Consider the following 13,673-nt stretch of genomic DNA (forward strand, 5'->3'; position numbering starts at 1 on the left):
CGGGGTCCCGCCCCGACTGGGGCCACCGCGACTGGGGCCGCCGCGACTGGGGCCGCCGCGACTGGGCCCCCGCACACGAAGGCGGCCCGCACCCACCCCCTGGTGCGGGCCGCCGGTCGTGGGGATCCGGCGCCCCGGATCCGGTGCCGCATGCGGTGGCGCACGCGAGAGCCGTGCCGCCGTCAGGCCAGCCGGATCACGTTCCAGGACAGCGGCTCAAGCACCGTATGCAACGAACCCTCCGTGAGAACAGTCCCGTTCACCGGATGGGGGGTCACCCGATCAGGTGCATCGAGGGTGTTGCGGGCCTCCGGGTCCGGGTCCGCGAGCGCACTGTGCTCGACGACCCTGGAGAGCCCGAGGGCGCCCAGGGCGATGTCCAGCGGCAGCGGGCGGTGCTGGTCGCGGTTGACGGCGAAGACGGTGACGGCGCCCGTGCCCGGGTCCCGCACGGCCGTCGCGTGCAGCAGCGGCACCTCGCCGTGGCGTGCCGTCCGGTGCGCCGGGCCGCTCACCCGCACGTCCAGCACCTCGCCGCGGCCGTACCGGGAGGCCTGGGCGAAGGGGTGGAACGTGGTCTGCCGCCAGGCCGGGCCGCCGGGCTCGGTCATGATCGGCGCGATCACGTTGACGAGCTGCGCGAGGCACGCCATCCGCACCCGGTCCGCGTGCCGCAGCAGCGCGATCAGCAGGGAGCCGACGACGACCGCGTCCGTGACGGAGTAGCTGTCCTCCAGCAGCCGGGGCGCCTCGGGCCACTCGTCCGAGGGTCCGGCGGTGGCCGCCTGGTGGCGGAGCATGTACCAGACGTTCCACTCGTCGAAGGACAGGTCGATCCGCTTCGGCGACTTCAGCCGCGCGCCCATGTGGTCGCAGGTGGCGACCACGCTCTCGATGAACGACTCCATGTCGGCCGCCGACGCCAGGAACGAGTCGCGGTCGCCGTCCACCTCCTCGTAGTAGGCGTGCAGGGACACGTAGTCGACCAGCTCGTACGCCTCCTGAAGGACGGTGGCCTCCCAGGACGCGAACGTGGGCATCGACCGGCCCGAGCTGCCGCAGGCGACCAGGCGCAGGCCGGGATCCATCTGGCGCATCGCGCGCGCCGTCTCCGCGGCCAGCCGGCCGTACTCGCGCGCGGTCTTCGCGCCGGTCTGCCAGGGCCCGTCCATCTCGTTGCCGAGGCACCACAGCCGGATCCCGAACGGCTCCTCGTCGCCGTGCGCCCGGCGCAGGTCCGACAGGCGGGTGCCGCCAGGGTGGTTGGCGTACTCCTGGAGCTGAAGGGCCTCCGCGACGCCGCGGGTGCCGAGGTTGACGGCGAGCATCGGCTCCGTCCCCGGGCCCAGGCGGCGGAGGAAGGCCATGTACTCGCTCAGCCCGAACCGGTTCGTCTCGGTGGAGTGCCAGGCCAGGTCGAGGCGGCGCGGACGCTCCTCGACGGGGCCGACCGAGTCCTCCCAGCGGTGGCCCGAGACGTAGTTGCCGCCGGGGTAGCGCACCGTGGTCACGCCCAGCTCCCGGATCAGCTCCAGGACGTCCGTGCGCAGGCCCGCCGCGTCGGCCGCCGGGTGGCCCGGCTCGAACAGGCCCGAGTACACGCACCGCCCCAGGTGCTCCACGAACGACCCGAACAGCCGCGGGTCCACCTCGCCGACCGTGAACGCCGGATCGAGGGTGAACCGCGTGCCCGGCGCCGCGCCCGGCACGAGGCCGAGGGCGGTACCGGGCGCGGTACCGGGCGCGGTCGCCGCGCCGGGCACGGAGGGCGCCTCGCCGTCAGGCACGGAAGAGGTATTCCGTGGTGGACCGGTAGGTCTCGCCGGGCCGCAGCACCGTCGAGGGGAACGACGGCTGGTTCGGCGAGTCCGGGAAGTGCTGGGTCTCCAGGGCGAGCCCGTCGCCCTGCCGGTAACGGGTGCCCGAGGTGCCGAGCAGGGAACCGTCGTTGTCGATGGAGTTGCCCGAGTAGAACTGCACGCCCGGCTCCGTCGTGGCGATCCGCACCGTCCGCCCGGACTCCGGGTCGCTGAGGCGGCCGACCAGCCGCGGAACGGCCGTGATGCCCTTGTCGAAGACCCAGTTGTGGTCGTAGCCGCGGGCCTTGCCGAGCTGGTCGTGGGCCGCGCGGATGTCGCGTCCCACCGGCTTGCCGGACCTGAAGTCGAACGGGGTGCCCTTGACGCTCGCGAGTTCCCCGGTGGGGATCAGGGTGGCGTCGACGGGCGTGTAGCGGGAGGCGTCCAGGGCCAGTTCGTGGCCGTAGATGTCGCCGGTGCCCTCGCCGCCGAGGTTGAAGTAGGTGTGGTTGGTGAGGTTGACGACGGTGGCCTTGTCCGTGGTCGCCTGGTAGTCGATGCGCCAGCCGCCGTCCGCGGACAGGGTGTAGGTGACGCGGGCCGTGAGCGTGCCCGGGTAGCCCATCTCGCCGTCGGCGCTGACGTAGCCGAGCACGAGGCCGACACCGCGGCCGTCCGCGAACGGGGTGATGTCCCACACCCGCTTGTCGAAGCCCATGGTGCCGCCGTGCAGGCTGTTCTCGCCGTCGTTCTGCGGGAGCTGGTAGGCGGTGCCGTCCAGGGTGAAGCGGCCCTTGGCGATGCGGTTGCCGTACCGGCCGATGAGGGCGCCGAAGTACGTGGTGGACGCGAGGTAGCCGTCCAGGGTGTCGAAGCCCAGGGCGACGTTCGCGTGGCGGCCCCTGCGGTCGGGCAGTTCCAGGGACTGGACGGTGCCGCCGTAGCTGAGCACCTTCATGCGGGTGCCGCCGTTGGCCAGGGTCCAGCGGTCGACGGCGGTGCCGTCGGGGAGGGTGCCGAAGGGTTCCTTCGTGGGCGCCCGGCCCGCGGTCCCGGCTCCCTGGGTGGGGGTGGCTTGGGCGGTGCCGCCTCCGGTGGCCGCTTGGGCGGTGCCGCCTGCTACGGCCGTTGCGGCGGCGGTGCCCGCCACGCCGGCCAGGATGGTGCGTCTGCTCGTGGTCATGTGCAGCTCCTCTTCGTCGAAGTCCTGTGCATTCACCTGCAGGTGGCCGGGGACGGCAGAGACAGCCTCTTCCGGATGGTGGCGACCCGCGGCTCTCGTCGTGGTCGCTCGCGCAGTTCCCCGCGCCCCTTGCGGGGCGCGGTTGGATCTGGGCTGACCCCGGCCCACCCAGGGGCGCGGGGAACTGCGCGACCAGCCCGATGGGACCCGCAGGTCGCCACCGGCACAAAGGGGCTGGCCCGGGGCGGCCGTAGGCCGCAACGCGGCTAACGACCCGCTCGTCGTTTGTTCCAGACGTCGAAGCCCACCGCCGTCAGAAGTACCAGACCCTTGATGACCTGCTGATAGTCCGTGCCGACGCCCACCAGCGACATACCGTTGTTGAGCACGCCGAGGACGAGTCCGCCGATCACCGCGCCCAGCACCGTGCCGACGCCGCCGCTCATCGACGCGCCGCCGATGAACGCAGCCGCGATCGCCTCCAGTTCGAAGTTCAGGCCCGCGTTCGGCGTCGCCGCGTTCAGCCGGGCCGCGTAGACGCAGCCCGCGAGCGCCGCGAGCACGCCCATGGTGACGAACACCAGGAACGTGACGCGCTTGTCCTTCACGCCGGAGAGCATGGCCGCGGGCTTGTTGCCGCCGAGCGCGTACACGTGCCGGCCGACGACCGCGTTGCGCATCACGTAGCCGAGGCCGATGAGCAGCGCGCACATGATGAGCAGCACCACCGGCACACCGTGGAAGCTCGCCAGCGTCATGGTGAACGCCACGACCGCGGCCGCGATGGCCCCGCACTTCAGCGCCCACAGCCCGACCGGGACCACCTCCAGCTCGTACCTGAGCTGGCGCCGCCGGTCGCGCCACTGCTGCACCAGCAGCCAGACCACCACGACCAGGCCGATCACCAGCGTCGGGTTGTGGTACTGCGTGTACGGGCCCATCTCCGGGATGAAGCCCTGCGCGATGTCCTGGAAGCCGCCGGGGAACGGCGCGATCGACTGGCCCTGGAGGATGATCTGCGTCAGGCCGCGGAAGAGCAGCATCCCGGCCAGCGTCACGATGAACGACGGGATGCCCAGGAAGGCGATGAAGAAGCCCTGCCACGCCCCGGCCACCGCGCCGATCAGCAGGGACAGCACCAGTGCCAGGCCCCACGGCATGTCGTTCTTGATCATCAGCACCGCGGCGAACGATCCCACGAACGCCACGAGCGACCCCACGGAGAGGTCGATGTGGCCGGCGATGATCACGATCATCATGCCCATGGCGAGGATCAGGATGTAGCTGTTCTGCTGGACCAGGTTGGAGACGTTGTTCGGCAGCAGCAGGGTGCCGTCGGTCCAGATCTCGAACAGCACGACGATGAAGGCCAGCGCGATCAGCATGCCGTACTGGCGCATGTTGGTGCGCAGGCTGTGCAGCAGAGCCGTCCCGGCGGACGGGACGACCGCCTGCTGGAGAGGCGGGTCGGTCGGTGGTGTGGTCGTGGTGCTCATGAGCTGCCTCGGCTTCCATCCATGGTCATCTGACGCATCAGCACTTCCTGGGTGGCCTCCTGGCGGCTGACCTCGCCGGTCAGCCGCCCCGCGGCCATGGTGTAGATCCGGTCGCACATCCCCAGCAGCTCCGGCAGCTCGGAGGAGATGAACAGCACCGCCTTGCCCTGCGCCGCGAGCCGGTCCACGACCGTGTAGATCTCGTACTTGGCGCCCACGTCGATCCCGCGCGTCGGCTCGTCGAGGATCAGCACCTCGGGCCCGGCGTGGATCCACTTGCTCAGCACGACCTTCTGCTGGTTGCCGCCGGACAGCCTGCCCACCTCCTCGAAGACGGTGGGCGTCTTGATGTTCATCGAGGCCCGGTACCGCTCGGCGACCCTGCGCTCCTCGTGCTCGTCCACGACGCCGTGGCGGGCCAGGGCGGGCAGCGACGCCAGGGACACGTTGCGGTGCACGGTGTCGATGAGGTTCAGGCCGTACCGCTTGCGGTCCTCGGTGACGTAGGCGATGCCGGCCGCGACCGCCGCGGGCACCGTGCGGGTGTCCACCGGCCGCCCGTCCACCTCCACCGAGCCGGCCACGTACTGCCCGTAGGACCGGCCGAACACCGACATCGCCAGCTCGGTGCGGCCCGCGCCCATCAGCCCGGCGACCCCGACGATCTCTCCGCGCCCCACCGTCAGCGACACGTCGTCGACGACCGTGCGCTGGTGGTCCACCGGGTGCCGGACCGTCCACCCCGACACGCGCAGCGCGACAGTGCCGGCGTCCTCGCCCTCGTAGGGCGTGCGGTCCGGGAAGCGGTGGTCCAGGTCGCGGCCGACCATGCCGCGGATGATCCGGTCCTCCGAGACGTCCGGCTCCGCGCCCGGGGAGGTGCGCACCGGCAGCGTCTCGATGGTGCGGCCGTCGCGCAGGATGGTCACCCGGTCGGCGATCCGGCGGATCTCGTTCAGCTTGTGCGAGATGAGGATGCAGGCGATGCCCTGATCGCGCAGCTCCGCGATGAGGCCGAGCAGCGCCCGGCTGTCCTCGTCGTTGAGCGCGGCCGTCGGCTCGTCGAGGATCAGCAGCCTGACCTTCTTCGACAGGGCCTTCGCGATCTCCACGAGCTGCTGCTTGCCGACGCCGAGTTCGGCCACCGGGGTGGCCGGCTTCTCGCTCAGCCCGACCCGGGCCAGCAGCCGCGCCGCGCTGCGGTGCGTCTCGCTCCAGTCGATGCGGCCGCCGCGGGCCTGCTCGTTGCCGAGGAAGATGTTCTCCGCGATCGACAGGTACGGGATGAGCGCCAGCTCCTGGTGGATGATCACGATGCCGTGCTGCTCGCTGGCCCGGATGTCCCTGAACGCCACCGGCTCGCCGTCGAAGAGGATCTCGCCGTCGTAGCTGCCGTGCGGGTGCACGCCGCTGAGCACCTTCATCAGCGTCGACTTGCCCGCGCCGTTCTCGCCGCAGATCGCGTGGATCTCGCCCGGTCGCACGGTCAGCCGGACGTCGGACAGGGCCGTGACGCCCGGGAACGTCTTGGTGATGCCCCGCATCTCCAGCAGCAGCCGCTCCGTCTCGGTGGCCGTCCCCGCGCCGCCCGCCGCGGAGCCGCTCGGTCCGCCCGCCGCCGCGCCGTCCTTCTCTGTCCCGGTCATGACAGCTGCTTCTTCGTGTAGTAGCCCTCGTCGACGAGGAGGTGCGTGTTCGACTTGTCGACGGAGACCGGGTTGAGCAGGTACGCCGGGACCAGCCGTTTGCCGTTGTTGTAGTCGGTGGTGTTGTTGACCTCGGGCTTCTTGTCGTTGAGGACGGCGTTGCCCATCTGCACCGCCTGCGCGGCGAGCTTGCGGGTGTCCTTGAAGATGGTCTGCGTCTGCTCGCCGCGGATGATCGACTTCACGGAGGCCAGCTCCGCGTCCTGCCCGGTCACCACCGGCAGCGGGTGGCCCTTGCTGCCGTATCCGGCGCTCTTGAGGGCCGAGAGGACACCGATCGAGATGCCGTCGTACGGCGAGAGCACCGCGTCCACGGTGTCGGTGCCGTAGTTCTTCGTGAGCAGGTCGTCCATGCGCTTCTGCGCGGTGCCGCCGTCCCACTGCTGGGTGAACGCCTGGTTCATCGCGGTCTGGTGGCTGCGCACCACGAGCTGGCCCGTGTCGAAGTACGGCTTCAGCACCTTCATGGCGCCGCTCCAGAAGTACTTGGTGTTGTTGTCGTCGGACGAGCCCGCGAACAGCTCGATGTTGTACGACTTCCCACCCTTCTCCGGCTTCTCCAGACCGAGCTTGTCCAGGATGTACTGCCCCTGGAGCTTGCCGACCCGCTCGTTGTCGAACGACGCGTAGTAGTCCACGTAGGGCGTGCCGAGGATCAGCCGGTCGTAGGAGATGACGTGGATGCCCTGGTCGTGCGCGTGGGCCAGCACGTCGGTGAGCGCGCGGCCGTCGATCGCGGCGATCACCAGCAGCCGGTCGCCCTTGGTGATCATGTTCTCGATCTGGGCGACCTGGTTGTCCACCTGGTTGTCGCCGTACTGGAGGTCCGTCTTGTACCCGGCCTTCTGGAACTGCTTCGCCATGTTCTGCCCGTCGGCGATCCACCGCTCGGAGGCCTTGGTGGGCATGGCGATGCCGATGGTGGCGCCCTTGTTCGACGCGGGGTGGTAGCGGCTGCCGCCCTTGGCCTCCTGGCCGCAGGCGGTGACCGAGGCGGCGAGCAGCACGGAGAGCGCGGCGACCGCGGCGGGCCGCAGCAGCGCCCGGCGCGAGCGCGGTACGGACGCCGCGGGGTGCGGTGGCGGGGTGGGGGTCGTGCGGGTGCGCATGGTCAGTTCCCTTCGGGTGGCTGGGGGAAGCGCTGGAGCTCGCCCGGCAGCCGGGAGCCGAGCGGCGACATCCCGCCGTCGGCGCCGTGCCGGGCCAGCAGATCGAGGACGAGACGGCCACGGCGCACCCGCTCGCGTGCGGTGTCCAGCGTGACGTCCCGCAGGTGGGCCCCGTACGGGTAGATGCCGGGGGCCCTGGAGAGGCCGAACTTCAGGTAGACGGGCGCCCCGCGGCGGATCAGCTCCGCGGTGTCGTACATCCGGACGTATCCGCCGAGGTCGTCCGGCGCCTCCACGTAGAGGTCCATGGGGGCGCGTGCGGCCCTGCGGATCTCCGTGAAGTGCTCGAGGGTCAGGTCCGAGGGGATGTTGACCGAGTCGGCGCCGAGGCCCTCCCAGACCGCGAACGACGCCGGGTTCACCGGGCCCACCAGCGCCGACACCTTGAACGTGGTGTCCGCGGGCAGCGCGCCCGAGGACCGCATCCGGTGCAGCGTCCACAGCACGCCCTCGTCGGCGACGAGCACGCACGTGACGCCGAGCGAGGTGGCGCGCAGGGCGTCCTCGACGCAGCCGGCGAGCGCGTCGTGGCCGCGGGCCCGCAGGCCCCCGCCGCCGGACGGGCTGCGCGTGGCGGCGCCGGTGTCCCAGGTGCCGCGCGGCCCGGTGAACAGGCAGAGCTCGATGTTCCGGTCCGCGCAGGCCGCCACCATCTCGGTGATCTCGGCGTCGGTGAGCATCCACACACCGCTGCCCTGGCTGATGCGGTGCACCGGCACGTCGAGCCGTTCCGACTCCTTGAGGACCGTCGCCAGCGCCTCCGGGCCCTCCACGGAGGGGATCTCGGTGCGCCAGGTGCCGCCGTCGGGGAACGCCCGCGCGGAGGCGTCCTCGTCGCGGAGCGGGGGCCCGGCGAGGCCGAGCGCGTCGAGTGCCCGTTCGCCGGGCCGTCGGGGTGCCGCGTGGGACTTGTCGGTCACGGGCTGTCCTTACCGTTCGTGGGATGGTTCAAGTGGACGGTGGGGTCCTGGGTTCCGGGCCTGGTGCGCGGAGCCGGTGTCCCGGTGGGAGGGGTGGCGGCGCCGGGCGGGACGCGAACGTCCCCGGGGACCGGCCCGTGGTCGCGAGGGGCAGGGGTGCGGGGCGGACGGTGGTCGGTTGCCGGGGACCGCGCGGGGCACCGGCCGGGGCGGTCAGGGCCTGAGGAGCACCTTTCCGGTCTGGGGAGCCGCCTGGTCGACCAGGTCGATCGCGTGGCCGAAATCGCTCAGCGGCAGTTCGTGGGTGATCAGCGGGGCGGGCGTGAGGAGCCCGGCGCCGAAGGCCCGCACGGCGTGTGCCCACGCCGCGGTCGGCGCCCCGAACACCGTCAGCACCGTGATCTGGCGCACCACCAGGTCCGTGGGGTCGAGCCCGGCGGCACCGGGGCCCGGGATCCCGGTGAGCACCAGCCGCCCGCCGCGGCGCAGCAGCGCGGCCGCCTGACGGGCGGCGGCCGGGGAGCCGGCGGTCTCCACGACGACGTCGAAGCCCCCCGGCGCGTCGGGGTCCGCGCCGCCGGCGTCCGCGGGGCCCCGGACGTGGAAGTCGCTCGCGCCGAGGTCGAGCGCCAGCGACTTGCGGTGGTCGTGCACGCCGACGGCGAGCAGCCGCCCGGGGGAGGAGGCCGCGAGGAACTGGACCGCGAGCATGCCGAGCGTGCCGGTGCCCACCACCGCGGCCCGCTCGCCCGGCCGGACGTTCGCCTTGAGCGCCGCTGCCGCCACGCACGCGGCCGGCTCAAGCAGCGCGGCGGCCGAGAGGTCGGCGTCGTCCGGCAGGGTGTGCAGCAGCCGGGCGGGCAGGGTCAGGGTGCCCGCCATCGCGCCCGGCAAAGTGAAGCCGGTCTCCTCGTACCCCGCGGTGCACAGCGTCGTCTCGCCGGCGCGGCACCGCGCGCACACCTGGCAGTTGCGGAACCCCTCGCCCACGGTCCTGCGCCCGACCAACTCCCCGGGCACGCCCGCGCCGACCGCCTCCACCGTCCCGGACCACTCGTGGCCCGGCACCAGCGGATAGCGCACGTAGGCCGAGGGCCGGTGGCCGCGCACGACCTCCCGGTCGCTGCCGCAGATCCCGCACGCGTGCACCCGCACCAGCGCCTCGCCGGGCCCCGGAGGCACCGGCTCGTGCGGAACGAGACCGTGGGCGCCGGGCGCCTGGACGAGCACCGCGTGCCGGCCGGCCGCGGTCCCCGCCGCCGAACCCTCCGCGGTCCCCTCGATGTTCACCGCGGCCCCTGACCGCCGCCGCCCGCCGAGCCCTCCGCGGTGGCTCCTGAACCCTTGGGGTCCCGCTTCTCCCAGCCCTCCGCCCACAGGTCGAAGCGGGCCTGCTGCTGCGGGAACTCCGCCGCCGCGTCGGTGTCCAGCTCCACCCCGAGCCCGGGGGCGGTGGGCAGCGCGAAGCAGCCGGTCTCCGGATCGACCTGGGGCGCGCCCTTCACCACCTTCTTGATCTCGGCGTCCGCGAAGTCATTGAAGTGCTCAAGGATCTTGAAGTTGGGGGTGCAGCCCGCGACGTGCAGCGAGGCGGCGGTGAGCACCGGGCCGCCGACGTTGTGCGGGGCCACCAGCATGTAGTGGGTCTCGGCGGTGGCCGCCAGCTTCCTGGTCTCCAGGATGCCGCCGATGTGGCCGACGTCGGGCTGGATGATGTCCGCGGCCTGCGCCTCGAAGAGCTCGCGGAACTCGATGCGGTCGTGGATCCGCTCGCCGGTCGCCACCGGCAGGTCCACCTTCTGAGCCACCTTCGCCAGCGCCTTGAGGTTCTCCGGCGGCACCGGCTCCTCCAGCCAGGCCGGCCGGAACGGCGCCATCTCGTGGGCCAGCCGCACGGCGGTGGCGGGGGAGAACCGGCCGTGCATCTCCAGCATCAGCTCCGCCTCGGGACCGATCGCGTCCCGCACCGCCTCGATCAGGGAGACCGCGTAGCGGGTCTCCGCGTGGTCCAGCTCGAAGTGGCCGGTGCCGAACGGGTCGATCTTCAGGGCCCGGTAACCGCGTTCGACCACGGCCTGTGCCGCCTTGTGGTACGCCTCCGGGGTGCGCTCCGTGGTGTACCAGCCGTTCGCGTACGCCTTCACCCGGTCGGTGACCCGGCCGCCGAGGAGCTGCCAGACCGGCACCCCGAGCGCCTTGCCCTTGATGTCCCAGCAGGCCATCTCGACGACCGCGATGCCGGACATCACGATCTCGCCGGCCCGCCCGTAGTCGCCGTACTTCATCCGGCGCACCAGGTCCTCCACCGCGAACGGGTCGGAGCCCGCGATGTGGTTCGCCTCCGCCTCGCGCAGGTAGCCGAGCAGCGCGTCGGTGTGGCCCAGCATCCGGGTCTCGCCCACGCCGGTGAGGCCCTCGTCGGTGTGCACTTGGACGTAGGTGAGATTCCGCCAGGGTGTTCCCACCACATGCGTGCTTATTCCCGTGATGCGCACGGTAGCTCCCCAGTGCTGCTCTTGCTGCTCGCTGACGGACGTGCTGGTCTGACGGTGCGTCGCCCGGCCGGGCATGTTCGAAATTTCGTCATACGTTCGAAATGCTGGCGAGACAGTAAGGATGGAGCGCGGGGGGTGTCAATGGGTCTCGCGGCAGCTGAAACCACACGGTGATGTGGGCCGATGCCGAGGCGGCGGATGCCCGGCGGGACATATCGCGATCTGTGGGACCAGTCGCCGCGGCGGGAAGCGACGACGCGCCGGAAAGTCGCCACTCTGCACACAAGATTCACGGCCGTAGCTTTCTTCACGCCATTCGCGCCCCCTAGCCTTCGTGCGTCATGGATTACTGCCACTCGTGCCGCAGGCACCTCAACGGCGCCTATGCGTGCCCCGGGTGCGGGACGTCTGCCGAAGACTGCCGCGCCGACGCGGAGGCCCGCGCGGCCGAGCAAGCGGCGGGCTCGCCGGACGAGGAGGGCGAGTACGAGACCGAGGCCGTCCATGAGGGCCGCCGCTCCCGCGGGGGCCGCCGCTCCCACGGGGGCCGCCGCAGGGCGCACCACCGCCGCAAGCCCCGCAGGGCCCTCATCATCGGCGCCGGCGTGCTCCTCGCCCTGGGCTCACTGAGTCTGGCCGAAATCCATATAGAGACCCCGTTCAGGAACGCCGACAAGGCAGCGGCGCCGGGCGGTTCCGACGCCACCCCCGCCGACGACGCCACCACTCCCGCCGGCGGCGCGTCCGGCACCTCGTCCGCCGCCGACCCGTCGTCCGGCACGTCCTCGGCGGCCTCGTCCGAGGCCGGCACGCCCAAGGGCACCCACGGGGCCAAGGACACCCCGGCCGGTACGGGCGACGAGGGCGGCGGGGGAGGGAGCACCCATCACTCGGCCCCCGGCGGCTCCGGCGGAGGCGCGACCTCCGCCCCCGGCACCCCCGGCGGCGGCTCCGACGATCCCGCGCCGCCCGCCACCTCCAAGCCGCCGTCCCATCCGCAGCCGAGCCCGTCCCCGTCGTGCAGGTGGATCATCGTCTACATCTGCAGCTGAGGGGGCGGCCGGAGGGGGCCGGGGCCGTCCTCCGCGGGCTACCCGTGGGGGAGCCGAGACGGGGGCGAACGCCGCCTTGGCGGGGCTAGGAGTCCTCGCCCAGCATCCGGCGCAGCAGCCCGCGCAGCATCATCCGCTCCTGCCGGGAGAGCCCGGCCAGCGGCTCGCGGGCGAAGTCGAGCGAGTCCCGCAGGCTCCGGGCCGTGCGCGCTCCCTCCCGGGTGGGTGCGGCCAGCTTCACCCGGCGGTCCGCGGGGTCGGGGCGCCGCTCCACGAGGCCGCGCGCCTCCAGCCGGTCGATGATTCCCGTCACGTTCGACGGCTCGCACTTCATCGCCCGTGCGATCCGGCGCATCGGGAGCGGCTCGATGGCCAGCAGGCTGAGTATCCGCGCCTGCGCGCCCGTCAGTGCATGGCGCCCGGCCGCCTGCTCGTACTCCTGGTGGTAGCGGGCCACCACGCTGCCGATGAGGTCGACGACCTCCAGGGTCAGCGGATCGCTCCGGGCGGGACGTGTGGTGGTGCTCATACCTTCCAGGCTACCCGTTTACTTGACTTGCTGAAATATCGCGGAGCATGGTGTTTCATAGTCTGAAGCTTCTGGGGCCGCCCGCGCTGCTCCGGACACCTGTCGAAGCGAGGTGCCACGGGGAGGACCGCCCCCTCGGCGAGCCCGGAAGCCCGGCCGAAACGGCCGCAGGCACCAGAGGCAACCACGTCGTCACAGGAGGCCGCCGAATCATGCCCGGCACCAGCCCGAACCCCTCACAGCTCCCCACCACCGGCCGTGCCTGGCACCTGGTGCGCCGCCCGCAGGGCTGGCCCGTCCCCGAGGACTTCGCGCTCCGTGAGGTGCCGCTGACCGCTCCCGCCGAGGGCCGGATCCTGGTGCGCAACCGGTACTTCTCCGTCGACCCCTACATGCGCGGCCGGATGAACGACGTGAAGTCCTACGTGCCGCCGTACCAGCTGGACGTCCCCATGGACGGCGGCGCCGTCGGCGAGGTCGTCGCCTCCGGGGCCGACGGCTTCGCCCCCGGCGACCTGGTGGTGCACGGCCGCGGCTGGCGGGAGTACGCGGACCTGGACGCGCGCGGCGCCACCAAGGTGGACGACTCGCTCGCCCCGCTCCCCGCTCACCTCGGCGTCCTCGGCATGCCCGGCCTCACCGCCTACGCGGGTCTGATGGAGATCGCCTCCTTCCAGCCGGGCGATGTGGTCTTCGTCTCGGGCGCGGCCGGGGCGGTGGGCAGCGTGGCCGGGCAGCTGGCCCGGCTCAAGGGCGCCTCCCGGGTGATCGGCTCGGCGGGCTCGGACGCCAAGGTCGAGATGCTGCGCGAGGAGTACGGCTTCCACGCGGCGTTCAACTACAAGGACGGGCCGGTCGGCGACCAGCTCAAGCAGGCCGCGCCGGAGGGGATAGACGTCTACTTCGACAACGTCGGCGGCGAGCACCTGGAGGCCGCGATAAGCCGGCTGAAGCAGAACGGCCGGGTGACGCTCTGCGGGATGATCTCCCAGTACAACGCCACGGCCCCGGTCCCCGGCCCGCGCAACCTCGCGCTGGCGGTGGGCAAGCGGCTCCGCCTCCAGGGCATGATCGTCAGCGATCACCAGGCGCTGATGCCCCGCTTCGTCGAGGAGGCCTCCGGCTGGGTCCGCTCCGGCGAGCTGCGGCACCACGAGACGTTCGTGGAGGGCGTCGAGAACGGCGTGGAGGCGTTCCTCGGGATGCTGCGCGGTGAGAACACCGGAAAGATGATCGTCAGCCTCGACGCCTGACGCCCGCCCACGCGCGGCTCCCCCCGCGGTGCCGGATGCCGTCGCGACGTGCGGCGGATGCGGTACCGCGG

General features: G+C 72.2%; 11 protein-coding genes. 2 read left to right on the plus strand and 9 right to left on the minus strand.

Annotated elements, in window-relative coordinates; all coding sequences use genetic code 11:
- Positions 1 to 182: 182 nt before the first annotated feature.
- From Sm713_RS16585 to Sm713_RS16620, 8 genes are all read right to left on the minus strand, one after another.
- On the minus strand, positions 183 to 1,709 hold the full coding sequence (locus Sm713_RS16585; protein WP_212912055.1) for an alpha-N-arabinofuranosidase: 1,527 nt from the start codon (positions 1,707 to 1,709) through the stop codon (positions 183 to 185).
- 70 nt (positions 1,710 to 1,779) lie between these two features.
- Entirely contained in the window at positions 1,780 to 2,982 is a 1,203-nt protein-coding gene (locus Sm713_RS16590; RefSeq protein WP_212910378.1) for an aldose epimerase family protein, read from the minus strand.
- A 266-nt stretch (positions 2,983 to 3,248) separates the two neighbouring features.
- Positions 3,249 to 4,478 (minus strand): multiple monosaccharide ABC transporter permease, encoded by a 1,230-nt coding sequence (gene mmsB, locus Sm713_RS16595; RefSeq protein WP_212910379.1) that lies wholly within the window; start codon positions 4,476 to 4,478, stop codon positions 3,249 to 3,251.
- Positions 4,475 to 6,022, minus strand: a complete 1,548-nt coding sequence (gene mmsA / locus Sm713_RS16600; protein ID WP_212912056.1) for a multiple monosaccharide ABC transporter ATP-binding protein — start codon at positions 6,020 to 6,022, stop codon at positions 4,475 to 4,477. Before mmsA ends, mmsB begins: the two co-directional genes overlap by 4 nt.
- A 98-nt stretch (positions 6,023 to 6,120) precedes the next feature.
- Positions 6,121 to 7,293, minus strand: coding sequence for a multiple monosaccharide ABC transporter substrate-binding protein (gene chvE / locus Sm713_RS16605; protein WP_212910380.1), 1,173 nt, complete (start codon positions 7,291 to 7,293; stop codon positions 6,121 to 6,123).
- A 2-nt stretch (positions 7,294 to 7,295) separates the two neighbouring features.
- On the minus strand, positions 7,296 to 8,273 hold the full coding sequence (locus tag Sm713_RS16610) for a hypothetical protein (protein WP_212910381.1): 978 nt from the start codon (positions 8,271 to 8,273) through the stop codon (positions 7,296 to 7,298).
- Between the two features lie 213 nt (positions 8,274 to 8,486).
- Entirely contained in the window at positions 8,487 to 9,563 is a 1,077-nt protein-coding gene (locus Sm713_RS16615) for a zinc-binding dehydrogenase (RefSeq protein ID WP_249416335.1), read from the minus strand.
- Positions 9,560 to 10,768: a mandelate racemase/muconate lactonizing enzyme family protein gene (locus tag Sm713_RS16620; protein WP_212910382.1), complete on the minus strand. Its 1,209-nt coding sequence runs from the start codon at positions 10,766 to 10,768 to the stop codon at positions 9,560 to 9,562. The genes Sm713_RS16615 and Sm713_RS16620 overlap by 4 nt, the downstream gene beginning before the upstream one ends.
- Before the next feature lie 341 nt (positions 10,769 to 11,109).
- On the opposite strand from Sm713_RS16620, the gene Sm713_RS16625 reads away from it, so the two are divergent.
- The gene (locus Sm713_RS16625; protein WP_212910383.1) at positions 11,110 to 11,820 is read left to right on the plus strand and encodes a hypothetical protein; all 711 of its coding nucleotides are present in this window, start codon (positions 11,110 to 11,112) and stop codon (positions 11,818 to 11,820) included.
- 85 nt (positions 11,821 to 11,905) lie between these two features.
- Here Sm713_RS16625 and Sm713_RS16630 read toward each other — a convergent pair whose 3' ends face one another.
- Positions 11,906 to 12,349: a MarR family winged helix-turn-helix transcriptional regulator gene (locus Sm713_RS16630; protein WP_212910384.1), complete on the minus strand. Its 444-nt coding sequence runs from the start codon at positions 12,347 to 12,349 to the stop codon at positions 11,906 to 11,908.
- A gap of 212 nt (positions 12,350 to 12,561) precedes the next feature.
- Here Sm713_RS16630 and Sm713_RS16635 point away from each other — a divergent pair, with 212 nt between their 5' ends.
- The gene (locus tag Sm713_RS16635; protein WP_212910385.1) at positions 12,562 to 13,602 is read left to right on the plus strand and encodes an NADP-dependent oxidoreductase; all 1,041 of its coding nucleotides are present in this window, start codon (positions 12,562 to 12,564) and stop codon (positions 13,600 to 13,602) included.
- Positions 13,603 to 13,673: the final 71 nt, after the last annotated feature.

This window comes from Streptomyces sp. TS71-3 (assembly GCF_018327685.1).
GTDB lineage: Bacteria > Actinomycetota > Actinomycetes > Streptomycetales > Streptomycetaceae > Streptomyces.

Excerpts from the sequence above, each read along its gene's own strand:
- Sm713_RS16590 (WP_212910378.1), bottom strand. The coding sequence starts at position 2,982 with ATGACCACGAGCAGACGCACCATCCTGGCCGGCGTGGCGGGCACCGCC.
- Sm713_RS16625 (WP_212910383.1), top strand. The coding sequence starts at position 11,110 with ATGGATTACTGCCACTCGTGCCGCAGGCACCTCAACGGCGCCTATGCG.
- chvE (WP_212910380.1), bottom strand. The coding sequence starts at position 7,293 with ATGCGCACCCGCACGACCCCCACCCCGCCACCGCACCCCGCGGCGTCC.
- mmsB (WP_212910379.1), bottom strand. The coding sequence starts at position 4,478 with ATGAGCACCACGACCACACCACCGACCGACCCGCCTCTCCAGCAGGCG.
- Sm713_RS16635 (WP_212910385.1), top strand. The coding sequence starts at position 12,562 with ATGCCCGGCACCAGCCCGAACCCCTCACAGCTCCCCACCACCGGCCGT.
- Sm713_RS16630 (WP_212910384.1), bottom strand. The coding sequence starts at position 12,349 with ATGAGCACCACCACACGTCCCGCCCGGAGCGATCCGCTGACCCTGGAG.
- mmsA (WP_212912056.1), bottom strand. The coding sequence starts at position 6,022 with ATGCGGGGCATCACCAAGACGTTCCCGGGCGTCACGGCCCTGTCCGAC.